The organism is Bacillus cereus group sp. MYBK14-1 (assembly GCF_051916885.1).
GTDB classification, from domain to species: Bacteria; Bacillota; Bacilli; order Bacillales; family Bacillaceae_G; genus Bacillus_A; species Bacillus_A cereus.
This window is the reverse complement of record NZ_JBQAHM010000001.1, coordinates 632,499-645,536: the sequence shown is the minus strand read 5'-3', so window position 1 is coordinate 645,536 and position 13,038 is coordinate 632,499. Positions and strand designations below refer to the sequence as shown.

The window sequence follows — 13,038 nt, the reverse complement described above, 5'->3', positions numbered from 1 at the left end:
AGAGTAAGAAAGGATAGCCATGCAAAATAAAATTATTGTTATGTTTCAAAAAGATTTTCGTTTATATGATAACCCAGCTCTATTTGAGGCTGTTCAGTCTGGTGAGGTTCTTCCTGTATATATACAAGAGGAAACTTTTTCAATAGGAAGTGCGTCAAAGTGGTGGTTGCACCATGCTGTAATAGATGTAAAGAAGCAACTTGAGGCATTGGGCTCTACTTTAATAATTCGTAAAGGACGTACGGAGGAAGAAATACTTTCTCTCATAGAGCAATTAGATATAACGGCTGTATATTGGAATATTTGTTATGATCCGGACAGATTACAATCTAATCAAAAAATGAAAATGATGTTAGAGGATAAAGGTATTATCTGTAAAGAATTTAATTCGCATTTATTATTAGAACCGTGGATTATTAAAAAGAAAGATAACACTGAATATAAGGTGTTTACGCCTTTTTACAATGCATTTCAAAAGCAGGTAATACCTAAACCTTTTAGCAGAGTGCAGAGTATAAAGTGGGGAAACTCTTTACCAGCAAGCTTATCTGTTTCAGAATTACAATTGTTGCCGACTATACCGTGGACATCTCATATGGAAGTAATATGGGATCCGACAGAAGAAGGGGCATATAAAACATTCAAGAAATTTTTCTCTAGTAAATTAGTCTCTTATAGTGAAGGAAGAGATTTTCCAGGTCAAAATGTCCATTCGATGTTGGCACCGTATCTTTCATTTGGTCAAATATCAGTAAAGCTAATGTTTCATTACTTAATAAATAAAAGTACCGAAAGACAATGTAGTCTTTTTGAAAAACAAGTTAATAGCTTTATACGTCAATTAATTTGGCGAGAGTTTTCTTATTATTTACTATACCATTATCCATTTACAGTATATAAACCTCTTAATAAGAGCTTTGAAAATTTCCCGTGGGATAAGGAAGAGGAGTTATTAAGAGTATGGCAGAAGGGTGAAACTGGTTATCCGTTTATTGATGCGGGAATGCGAGAACTATGGCAAACAGGTTTTATGCATAACCGGGCAAGAATGGCTGTAGCCTCTTTTCTTGTAAAGCATTTGTTAATTCCGTGGCAAGAAGGAGCAAAATGGTTTATGGATACACTACTAGATGCTGATATTGCAAATAATACAATGGGATGGCAATGGGTTGCTGGAAGTGGAGCAGATGCATCACCGTACTTTCGTATTTTTAACCCAATCACACAAGGAGAAAAGTTTGATAAAAATGGAGAGTATATAAGAAGATGGGTACCAGAATTAAGAGATATCCCAAACAAATATATACATAAGCCTTGGGAAGCACCTGAGCATATTTTACAAAAATCCAATATAAAACTTGGGGATACATATCCTTTTCCGATTGTTGATCATAAGGCAGCACGGGAGAGAGCCCTTTGTGCATATAAAAGTATGAAAGAATTTGTATGAAATAGGTTAAACAATATGTATTTTGAATTTTAATATTAGAATTTTATCCATTACAAGGACATACTAATCATATAAAGTTTCTATAATCTTCTAGTAAAAAGGAGAATGTTTATGAAAAAATCTAGTATTATAGTATTTTTACTAACATATGGTTTGTTTTATGTTTCTAGTGTTTTATTCCCTATTGATCGTACTTGGTATGATGCGTTAGAAAAGCCGTCTTGGACACCATCTGGTATGACAATCGGAATGATATGGGCTGTATTATTTGGACTTATTGCATTATCAGTTGCAATTATTTACAACAACTATGGATTCAAGCCAAAAACATTTTGGTTTTTATTCCTTTTAAATTATATATGTAATCAAGCGTTCAGCTATTTTCAATTTAGCCAAAAGAATTTGTTTTTAGCAACAGTAGATTGTTTACTAGTCGCTATTACTACGTTACTTCTCATTATGTTTTCTTCCAATTTATCTAAAGTATCGGCATGGTTGCTAATCCCATATTTTTTATGGTCTGCATTTGCTACATATTTATCTTGGACAATTTATAGTATAAATTAAAGACGTAAATGAAAACTTGAGCACAATGAAAATGCTCGAGTTTTTATGTTTATTAATGATAATCTAAAGTATAGAATATACACATCTTAGGGAGGTCATATGTGTGAAGAAATGGATAAAAATTGTTCTGTACTCTGTATTAGGTATTTTAATGATCGGAAGTATTACTTTTTTAACTTGGTCTCAGTTTACTTATAAACCAACGAAAGAGGCTTTGTCTTTAGTAGATGATAAAAAAGATGAAGATTATATAGTTTTTGGAGAGAAAGATGCAAATATAGGAGTTATTTTTTATCAAGGAGCTAAAGTAGAAGCCGAGGCTTATAGTTACTTAGGAGAAGCTCTTGCAAAAGATGGGCATTTTGTAGTAATGCCTAAGTTGCCATTAAATTTAGCGATATTTGGAATAAATGAGGTAGACAGTGTAATTGAACAGTATCCGGAAGTTCAAAAATGGTATGTTGCAGGGCATTCAATGGGAGGAGCTATGATTTCTAAGTATGCCTTCCAACATGAAGACAAGGTAGACGGGATTATTTTCTTAGGTTCGTATCCTGCAGATGACTTCTCTACTAAGTCGATTCCGATGTTATCAATTTACGGGGAAGTAGATGCTTTAGCAACTGTAGAAAAAATAGAGAACAATAAAAAGTTCATGTCAAAGAATACAACTATGCACATGATAAAAGGGGGCAATCATGCTCATTTTGGCATGTATGGTGAGCAAAAAGGTGATAATGCGAGTTTAATTACGGCAAAAGCACAACGAGATGAAACAGTGAAAGTAATTGAAGAATGGTTATTGAAACAATGATAACGAATTTAATAAATCTACCGAAAGAATTATCCAAACGGTAGATGGGAGAGAGAATAAAGAGCCAAATCGTATGAATTGGCTCTTTTATTTATTTGCTATCTCCAATTGTCCCCTTATTTTCTCCGGAATATCCTCTTTAGAAATAATATCGTAAGAATACACATACTTTCCTTTCACATGAATTTTTAAGTAAGTTTTTCTTATAAAATCATTAGGTGTGTTCGTTCCAACATTATATTCTTTTTCATTGCTTAATTCATCAACAGCTTTTAGTGAGTACATAGCTTTTCCTTTTTGATGATAATCCGGAACACCATATCCTTTCGCAACGGCATATACATTTTTTTCTTCAGCAATCGGATTAAATCTGTCTAAATCCCCGCGTAATATGAAAGGTAGTAAGTATATAGGAAGGCCTATTCCTAATATGCAAATTACAAACTTCTTCATGGTCATTTCTCCTCTTGTTCATTTACAGGATTCAGTATAGAAAAAAATTCTTATAAATATAGAGGGAAATTTCTTAAGGTTTTCTTAATAAAGTTTAACCGTGTGAAAAAAACTAACTTGAGCATTAAGCTTGCGGAATGAATAACCAAATAACTTTTTTCTTTATTTTTTGATATTTCTTAAGAACCTATCAAGAAATAAGTGAGTTTTAGGATTTAGAATAAATGTATCTTACAGTAATAAGAGAATTATCTAAATAAATTAGAGTGAGAACAATTAAAGAAAGTATCTTGTGGGGTGCTGCTTTCTTTTAGAATAGAGAACCCCATGGGTCAGTTACATGTAATGCAGCGCTGCGCTTCTATGTCACTGAAAAATTCAATGATAAAAAAAGAGGGGGAAGGCATTTTTTATTGAAGTTTGTTAATGATAGATTTTTAACTAGTTAAGGGGGATCGTAAAATAGATTATTAATCTCTTTAATAATTTTTATTTTCCTTATAGTTGGCATGTTCTATTAGAAATTTTAAATTTTGGAAGGAGAATCAATAATTATGGGTAAGAAAAGAAGAATAAGTAATAAGCTATTACTTGTCAGTGCAATTTTTACAATAGCAATTCCTTCAGTCTCATATGCGGAGGAAGTAATTTCACCTAAAAATTTTACGAGTTCTTCAAGTTTGTATGAGGGACGGAATACGGAAGTATTGAAAACAAGCTTATATCCTGATACATATAACTATCCGTTTAACTACCAATTTAGTTCGAAATTAAAGGAAGCAAACACAACTATAAAAAAAGTAGACAATAGTGATGATGAAAATCCTATTATATCTACTACTCTTTCATTTATTCGCCATATGAATAGTGAAGATTATAAATCTGCATTTGATTTAACCTCAAGGTCATTACAGAAAATAATATCCGAAGAATGGCTGAAAAGCTATTGGGAGGGACTCCCAGTGCAATTACAAGCAGGTTCTTTTATAGAAATTGGAGAGGTTACACAAAAAGAGACAAATCCTGTTCATACAAATGTGGAGATTCAATTAGTTTTTGAAAAAATGACTGTACCTTTACTAATTAAACTAGATCCATCTGGAAAAATAGACGATTTTCAACTAAGCATGTCGTTTAGTCCTGTTGCAGAGCGTCCATCATATAGTAAGCCTGAGTCATTTGTTGATAAAGAAGTAGTAGTTGGAAGTGGTGCATTTCCATTACCAGGAACATTGTCGGTTCCAAAAGGAAAGGGGCCTTTTCCAGCGGTTATTCTTGTTCAAGGATCAGGAGCAACTGATCAGGATGAAACAGCGTTTGCTTTAAAACCATTTCGCGATTTAGCTGAAGGTCTTGCATCGAAGGGAATTGCTGTCCTTCGCTATAATAAAAGAACGTATGAACATGGGTTGAAAACACAATTCAGTCCCTTTTATACAGTTGATAAAGAGACAACAGATGATGCTCTTCTTGTAACTCAATTTCTTAAAAATGAGCCTCTAATAAATAAGAATCAAATATATATTCTTGGTCATAGTCAAGGTGGAATGATGCTTCCGAAAATGATTGAAAAAGACCAAAATAAAAATATTGCTGGAGCAATTGTAATGGGAGGGCCAGCTCGTACGATCCAAGACGTTGTTTTAGATCAATTTGAGTACCTTTTCTCTATTGGAGCAATGAACCTGGATCAATATAAATTCTACAAATCGCAATTTGAATTATTAAATGATCCCAATTTCTCTGGTCAGAATCCCCCAAAAGATTTTTACTTAGGGTCAGCAGTATTTTGGGATTCTATACGGAAAATTAAAGCGGCAGAAATGTCAAAAGAACAAAAGACACCGCTTCTTATTATTCAAGGAGAAAGAGACTATCAAGTTCAATCAAAAATTGAAATTCCTCTTTGGAAAGAACAATTAAAAGAACGAGATAACGTAGATTATCGACTATATCCAAAGTTAAATCATTTCTTTACAGAGGGTGATGGGGAAATAAGTAAGCCAGATGAATATTATAGTCCTGCTAATATCCCTGAGTATGTTATAAATGATATTGCTGCTTGGGTGCAAGGCAGATCGCAATTAAATTAGCAACCATATGTTTTAATAAGGACTTTCTTTCCGTAATCAAAATAGAAATATTTTGATTAGGTTGTATGTTTTTTTTAAGCACTCTTTGAAAAGGAGTGCTTTTTTATTTTGCTATGATTTCTATAAAACAATGGGCTTACCTTCCAAACAAATCGTTATTTGGAGCGCTTTTATCAAAGCAAAGTGTTTGTGACATTTCTTTGATATTAAAAACATGAATAACCTATTGCGTGAAATTTTTTGAAAATTTAGGTTTAACATCTTTAAAATAGGTGTATTACATATTACATAACAACTAAATAAAAAAATAAAAAATCTAAAGGAGGAAAGATACGATGCATACGAATGAAAGAAAAACGGTAGTTTATGAATATCAAAATGAACAGGAAGTAGTTATGAAAGTAAAAGAGCTAGAATTGCAAGGGGTTCGCCACGATGACATTTATGTTTTAGCACATGAAAAACATATAACAAAAAGGATTGCGGATGATACAAACACAAATACGATTGGAGTAAAAGAACAAGGATTGGGAACAAGTATTATCAACTTTTTCTCCAAAAAAGGGGACGAACTTCGAAATCAAATGGAAGAAATGGGGTTGTCGAAGGAGGAAGCTAACTTATATGAAGAAAAACTAGATCAAGGGAAGATTTTACTCCTAGTAACAGCTGAAGTACCAATGGCGAATGCTAGGCAGCCGCAAAACTATCATTCTCTGTAATAGATTGCAACATCTGATAAATAGGTAAGGTAATTATTTTAGGTTGTAGCATGGAGGAAAATAAAAATAGAAAAGGATGAGAAAAATGAAACATACAATATTTAAATATGCTGTGATTGGAATTACGACCGGAGTCTTAGTCTCCCTATTAAAAAAAGAAAATCGGAAAGCTATACAAACAAAAGGAAAAAGCGTAAAAGAAAAACTACAAGAAGGAAACATAAAGGAAACATTGGAGAAGGTAACTGAGACGAGTAAACAATTTTCTGTAACTGCAGCTAATGTTGCAAAACAAACATTACCACAACTGCTTACAGCCACACCAGTTGTGATTTCTACCATTAAAGACTTAACAGAAAACGAAAATAACAAAAAGAAAACAGATGAAAAGGATTACGAAATAAATGAAAATAGTAAGAACTTAGACGGGGAAAAAACGAAAAATGAAAAGAAATATGTGAAAGAAGGGAAAGAAGAGAGTGCCTAGATTTAATTCTAAAAATAGAAAGTGAGGAAAAAAGTATGAAATCTCTGTATGCAATTGATGTAGGAATTGGCTTTACCAAAAGGGCATATCGACAGGATGTAGATTCTGAGATGACAATCAAGAGTGAAGCTTCCACACTAGCCCCTGTACCTAATCATGCTGAAAGTGAAGATTTAACAAAGGTAAGTTTTATAGACTTAGATTTTGCATACTACATGGGAAATGAAGCACATCAATCTGACGCTTCGTTTCTTCCTCCATTTGACGAAGAAATAGAAAATTATTATGAAAGCGAACGATTTAAACAACAAATATTTGGTTGCATTGCAAAGGATTATAAAGAAAATGTCGTGTTACCTCTAGTTGTTACCGGGCTCCCCGTTACTTGTTTTGGTAGTCAGCATGAGCAATTACAACGTGCACTAAAAAAAGAAACTTCCGTACAAATTGATGGGAAATTTATTCATATTACGGTGGAAAATGCTTTGATTCTTCAGCAACCGGTCGCTTTACATGCCTATTTCTTAAAAGAGGGAATCATTCAGGAGCGAGATCGCATCTTAATTATTGATGGCGGATTTCGTACAGTAGAAATGACAGATATGAAACAGAATGTCATTTTAAATCATTATGAGGCGGAACTAGGATGTAGCAAGCCTTTGAAAAATATTAAGAATATCGTGCAGAATCATGAGGGTGAAAGTAATCAATTGCATATTAACGACATGCCAAACATATTAGAAAAAGGATATGAATGTCGAGAAGAAAATCATGAGGCAAGTCAGGTTCATACTTTGATTCAAAAAGAGTTGGATGCACACTTCCAAGACGTCATGCGTGTATTACAAGAACAATTTAAGTTAGAACAGTATAACACTATTATTTGGACAGGAGGAATAGTAGATCTCCACAAAAAACGAATTGAAAAAATGAAAAGTGAAATTTCTTCTTTCCGTATGGTAGACGCTTCGAAAGAGGCTGCACTCCATGGATACTACATTATTGGGAGTCAAGTATTTGAGGACATCACCAATCAATCTGCATATGAATCCAAATTATAATAACGAATGAAATGGAGTTCGTTGAATAGACGTGCCAAATTATGTAGCTTCTTTTCCACATATAATAAATTCTTTATAAGAAAAGATAAAAAGTGCTTGTATAGAGGAAATGTTTAAAATTGAAAATAAAAATAACTAATATATAGGGGGTCTTCCTTTTAAAAGAATAAGACCTCCTATGTTATTTATTTTGTAATTTAGATGATCTAAAAACTCTTCCTCCAAGACATGAATACCTACATACAAATTTCGTATTACGGATATGATTCGATCAAACATAAAACTATTTAGAAAGGAAGAATAATATGGAATGCATAAAAATGACGAAATGGAGTTGGTATCATGTGAAAACTAGTGAGCTTGAAAAACTTTCTTCTATAATCCCTCGTGATGTAACATCTTATTTCGCTCAATTTGTAAAGAAAATAAGTTCTCCTTGTGAAAATGGATTATATGTTTATACGTTATCACCAAGTCAAACTTGTGTATATGGTTCGTTTTTATATGATCAAGATAAAAAGGACGCCAAAATTCAAAAATTTCTTCATTATTTCGTAGCTCATGGAATACTGATAACAGTTCAGGAAAAAGAGGAAGAGGATTTCCAAAAATTAATACATAATTTCCCTATGGGTACAAAAAATTGTAATAGTTCCGCTGAAGGATTATGTGCTATCTTATCAATGTTTATATCTCATTATTTGCGAAAGGTTGACTACTTTGAAAACAATTTCAGAAATGTATTATGGGATTTTTATCATCATAATAACATAGCAGTTTTAGAAAGGATTTATCATATTCGTCATGAATTATTTATGAACACACATGTGTTTCGCTTAATACAAGAAGTGTTACAAGGCCTAAAAGAAGCTTGGTTAGAAAAACTAACAAACACCCTTTGTTATAAACAAACATACGTAAAATTAGAGCGTGGATTACAACTTGTTAAAGAGTACCAAGAAGAATTAGACACGATGATTCATTTACAAGAAGTTGTTTCTTCTCATCGTGGGAATGAAATTATGAAAGCTCTTACTGTATTAACTGCTGTGAGTACGCCTTTGACAGCCTTAGGAGCATTATGGGGTATGAATTTTAAATACATGCCTGAACTAGAATGGAAATATAGCTATTTAATCGCTCTCTTATTTATTATTTTCACAACAGCGGGTATGTATATGTATATGCGATTCAAAGGATGGACAGGTGACTTATTACGAGTAAAGAAAAAGAAATCTTTTTTTAAATCTAATTAATCCTGTTTATAAAAAATATGATAGATATATGGTTTGTAATATTTATTAATTGAGATAGCACCATATCCCCATCAAGTTAAAGTTTTGATGTCCTCGCAATGATAAAAATGGTGAATATTTATATGAAAGATTAGAGCTCTCCTTCCTGTAGGAGAGCTCTAATCTTTGTTTAAAAACTATATCATATACTCTGAAATTTGTCCGGATTCAATTTAGAATATGGCAAAAGAGAACTTGCGATTAAAAACAAGCTCTCTTTAAAAGAAATAACGTAATTGAGATACTTATATAGTAACAATTGTTTTCTTCTAATTCCATATGTCATATGTTGAGAAATAAATTATAAATGGATTGATAAAGCTAAAATGAATGATTGACATAATATTTTGACGATAATATAATGAATCTCGAATCCAAGATAACTTGTAAAGGATTGGTAATTATGAGCGTGATTAACGATGAGAGCTTATCTTTAAAGTTATTTGTTATATTATCAAGGGCAGTACAGTCAATTACTAAGCGTATTGAAGAGGATATAAAAAGTTATGGACTTAATCCAACTGAATTTGCAGTGCTTGAGCTACTGTATAGTAAAGGCGATCAGCCTATACAAAAAATTGGAGACAAAATATTACTTGCAAGTAGTAGTATCACGTATGTAGTGGATAAGTTGGAAAAGAAGAGGTTCTTAATACGAAAACCATGTCCTAAAGACCGCCGTGTCACGTATGCGTCAATTACTTCAGAAGGTATTGAACTAATGGATATTATTTTTCCTCAGCATAAAGAGGCGATTCAGCAAATATTTGGTGGTTTGGACTATACTGAGAAAAAAATGATAATCGAAAAGTTGAAAAAATTAGGGTATTATGCACTAGAACTATAAATCTTTAGAAATATATCTCGAATTAGTAATGTCTTAATTAAATATAATTTAAATAAACAGGAGGAAAAATTAATAAATGGTAGTAAATTTATTATAATACAAAATGAATAAAGCGTGTAATTTCAATCGGTATAATATGAAATAAAGTTGTTATGTTAATGTATACATATCGTCCTTTAAATTATAAATCTTTCATAAAGCGGAGAGTGGGTATCAAGAATGGAATTACGTCATTTAGAGTATTTTATTCAAGTTTGTAATAATAATAGTTTCACTAAAGCTGCGGAAGTTCTAGGTATTTCACAGCCGACTTTAAGTCAACAAATACGAGTTTTAGAAGGTGAACTTGATACACCCTTGTTTCATCGAGTTGGAAGAGGTATCAAAATGACAGAAGCGGGTAAGCTGCTATTTGATAAAGGAAAATTTATCATGCAACAATTTGATGACGTTTATAATGAAATTTTTGAATTAAAGGGTGTAAAAAGAGGTGTGATTACTATAGGAGGTTTATTAGAGGATCTTACTTATTTAACACCTTATATTATGAAGTTTCAACAACATTATCCCAACATTGTAGTAAAGATTATAGAATCCGAAGTTGCTGTAAATCAAATCGTTGACAAAAATATTGATTTCGGGATTACACGTAGTGCTCAAATTCCAGACACATTAACAAACACCCTTTTGTATAGTGAAGAGCTCGTCCTTGTAATTCCCAAAAATCATCCTTTGAATGAAAAATCATTTGTTTCTTTTCGAGAATTAGTAGGGCTCAGTAGAGTAATGGTTTCATGTAGTTGTCGTGAATCTATTAAGATATATTGTGAGAGTTTAGGGTTATCTTTATCTGAAGCAAATATAGAAACAAAATCTTCTATTTCTCTATTGAGCCTTGTATACAATGGACATGGTGTTGCCATAATACCTCTTTCACTGGTTAACTTTGTTAATAATGATACTTTGAGCATAGTTCGTATTACTGATCCAACACCAAGTCAAGATATTAATCTTATTCACTTTGGTGATAAATTTTTAAGTTTTGCAGCACGCATCTTTATGCAGAAGTTAAATGATTCTCAAAAAGTATCAGTGTAATAGAAATAATAATGATTCTAGTGTAACAATTGAAAAAATTAAAATCTATATTAAAGTCGAAGGACAGTGGATTTATATGTGTGGTGTAGTCGATCAAAAAGGGGATACCATTGACTTTTAATTAAGGAAAAAAGGACAGACTTTGCAAGGAGAGAAGGCTATCAAAAACAAGTTAAGTTAATCAATCAATTCTTCGGTCTTATCGCATAGTAACAGATTCCATGTAGGGATATACACTGCTATTTTGAATTTATATATCCTTATTGTAGAAAGAAAACCACCGGCATTATACCGGTGGTTTTGATTTAGAAAGCAAAGCAAGTACAACCAATACCCCATTTAGTTCCATCTTTTCCTATTACGGTATGAGTGTGTTGATGGAGAGGGTTACTACAACTATGTAACTTGTTATCACGGGAATCGTGAGAAAGTATAGTGTTGGCTAGGTTAGCACCACCATAACCATAAACGCCCGTCGGTGACCAATCAGGTGATGCTGGCGGCAATTCAGGTGATAAGTTTTTAAATTCATTATTTCCATAAACAACCTGCCCACCCATAATGGTGAGCAATGATTCAAGGTCTTTGATTTCTTCTTCCGGCACAGTAAAGTAGTCAGCAGACAATACAGCAATATCAGCAAACTGACCTACTGCCAGGGTTCCTTTTTTACCTTCATCGCCAGAGAACCACGCACTTCCTTTTGAATATAATTCCAGGGCTACTTTTCTATCAAGTTTATTTTTTTCATCGTATATGGAAAGCCCACCAATGGTTTTTCCAGCAACCATCCAGTAAAGAGCAACCCAAGGGTTATAGCTGGAAACCCTGGTTGCATCACTACCGGCGCCAACAGGTATACCAAGGTCTAACATACGATAAATCGGAGGAGTATGCTTTGCAGCTTCCTTTCCGTATAAGTCAACAAAGTATTCACCTTGAAAAGCCATGCGGTCTTGGATGGCAATACCGCCATTTAAAGCCTTAACACGTTCCATACTACGATCTGAGATTGTTTCTGCATGATCAAACCACCAGCGTAGCCCATTAAAAGGAATTTCTCTGTTAACTTCCTCAAATACATTTAAGAAACGTGTGATTGACTCGTCATAAGTTGCATGTAAACGGAATGGCCAACGGTTTTCCACCAATAGAGAAATTACTTTCTTTAAGTCGGCTTCCATTACTGTAGCTAGTTCGGGCCGTGGCATTTGAAATTTTTCAAAATCGGCTGCCGAGAATACTAACATTTCTCCGGCACCATTCATTTTATACTTATCATTTCCTTGACCGGGAGAAACAATTTTTGCCCATGAAGCAAAGTCTTCATATTCATGATTAGGATTTTGCGTAAATAGATTATAAGCAATACGCAAAGTTAATTGTTCCTTCTCGGCTAAATGTTCAACAACTTTGTAGTCATCAGGGTAATTTTGGAAACCACCACCTGCGTCGATGGCACTTGTAATACCTAATCTATTTAATTCACGCATAAAATGGCGAGTTGAGTTAATCTGGTCGTCAAGATTAAGTACTGGAGCTTTACCCAAACTTGAATAAAGAATAGAAGCGTTAGGGTTAGCAATTAAAAGGCCCGTTGGATTACCTCTTTTATCCCGCTGAATTAAACAGCCTGGAGGGTCTGGGGTATCTTTCGTGTATCCCAGTGCACGTAGCCCTGCACGATTTACAAGTGCTCTATCGTAAAGATGTAGCACAAAGACAGGCGTGTCTTCAGAAACAGCATTAATCTCTTCTAATGTTGGCATCCGTCTCTCTTTAAATTGAAATTCAGACCAACCTCCAACTACTCTTACCCACTGAGGAGCAGGTGTACGCCTTGCCTGTTCTTTGAGCATTTCTAGAGCAATAAAAAGTGATGGCACGCCTTCCCAACGTAATTCCATATTATAATGCAGACCACCACGAATCACGTGTATATGGGAGTCATTCAGGCCTGGAATAGCTCTCTTTCTTTTAAGGTCTATTTTTTTTGTTTTTTCCGTGGCACTATTAAGAAGCTCATCTCCACCTACTGCAGTGACTAAACCATCAGTTATGGCGATAGCAGATACCTCAGGCTGAGAAGGGTCAAGGGTAGTAATTTTTCCGTTATATAAGATCATATCCGGTAAATTCATGTTCACACCT

General features: G+C 33.5%; 12 protein-coding genes. 10 read left to right on the top strand and 2 right to left on the bottom strand.

What is annotated here, in order from left to right; all coding sequences use genetic code 11:
• Positions 1-19: 19 nt before the first annotated feature.
• From ACTFR3_RS03305 to ACTFR3_RS03295, 3 genes are all read left to right on the top strand, one after another.
• Entirely contained in the window at positions 20-1,450 is a 1,431-nt protein-coding gene (locus ACTFR3_RS03305; RefSeq protein WP_440044155.1) for a cryptochrome/photolyase family protein, read from the top strand.
• A 111-nt stretch (positions 1,451-1,561) separates the two neighbouring features.
• Positions 1,562-2,017, top strand: a complete 456-nt coding sequence (locus ACTFR3_RS03300; RefSeq protein ID WP_048657114.1) for a TspO/MBR family protein — start codon at positions 1,562-1,564, stop codon at positions 2,015-2,017.
• 103 nt (positions 2,018-2,120) lie between these two features.
• Positions 2,121-2,831, top strand: a complete 711-nt coding sequence (locus ACTFR3_RS03295; protein ID WP_000758852.1) for an alpha/beta hydrolase — start codon at positions 2,121-2,123, stop codon at positions 2,829-2,831.
• An 87-nt stretch (positions 2,832-2,918) separates the two neighbouring features.
• Here ACTFR3_RS03295 and ACTFR3_RS03290 read toward each other — a convergent pair whose 3' ends face one another.
• Complete coding sequence (locus ACTFR3_RS03290) at positions 2,919-3,284, bottom strand: YxeA family protein (RefSeq protein ID WP_065382364.1); 366 nt, start codon at positions 3,282-3,284, stop codon at positions 2,919-2,921.
• 554 nt (positions 3,285-3,838) lie between these two features.
• On the opposite strand from ACTFR3_RS03290, the gene ACTFR3_RS03285 reads away from it, so the two are divergent.
• The 7 genes from ACTFR3_RS03285 to ACTFR3_RS03255 all read left to right on the top strand — a co-directional run bounded on the left by ACTFR3_RS03285 (position 3,839) and on the right by ACTFR3_RS03255 (position 10,887).
• Entirely contained in the window at positions 3,839-5,377 is a 1,539-nt protein-coding gene (locus ACTFR3_RS03285; RefSeq protein WP_440041528.1) for an alpha/beta hydrolase, read from the top strand.
• Positions 5,378-5,712: 335 nt separating this feature from the next.
• Positions 5,713-6,099 (top strand): general stress protein, encoded by a 387-nt coding sequence (locus tag ACTFR3_RS03280; RefSeq protein ID WP_000557320.1) that lies wholly within the window; start codon positions 5,713-5,715, stop codon positions 6,097-6,099.
• 85 nt (positions 6,100-6,184) lie between these two features.
• Positions 6,185-6,586, top strand: a complete 402-nt coding sequence (locus ACTFR3_RS03275) for a peptidase U61 (protein WP_440041530.1) — start codon at positions 6,185-6,187, stop codon at positions 6,584-6,586.
• Between the two features lie 35 nt (positions 6,587-6,621).
• Complete coding sequence (locus tag ACTFR3_RS03270; protein ID WP_061457418.1) at positions 6,622-7,647, top strand: ParM/StbA family protein; 1,026 nt, start codon at positions 6,622-6,624, stop codon at positions 7,645-7,647.
• Between the two features lie 305 nt (positions 7,648-7,952).
• Positions 7,953-8,903: a magnesium transporter CorA family protein gene (locus ACTFR3_RS03265; protein ID WP_440044154.1), complete on the top strand. Its 951-nt coding sequence runs from the start codon at positions 7,953-7,955 to the stop codon at positions 8,901-8,903.
• Positions 8,904-9,345: 442 nt separating this feature from the next.
• Complete coding sequence (locus ACTFR3_RS03260; protein WP_000111425.1) at positions 9,346-9,789, top strand: MarR family winged helix-turn-helix transcriptional regulator; 444 nt, start codon at positions 9,346-9,348, stop codon at positions 9,787-9,789.
• Between the two features lie 219 nt (positions 9,790-10,008).
• Positions 10,009-10,887, top strand: coding sequence for a LysR family transcriptional regulator (locus ACTFR3_RS03255; protein ID WP_440041532.1), 879 nt, complete (start codon positions 10,009-10,011; stop codon positions 10,885-10,887).
• 305 nt (positions 10,888-11,192) lie between these two features.
• Here ACTFR3_RS03255 and ACTFR3_RS03250 read toward each other — a convergent pair whose 3' ends face one another.
• A complete protein-coding gene (locus ACTFR3_RS03250) occupies positions 11,193-13,028 on the bottom strand; it encodes an amidohydrolase (protein WP_440041534.1) in 1,836 nt (611 codons plus the stop codon).
• Positions 13,029-13,038: the final 10 nt, after the last annotated feature.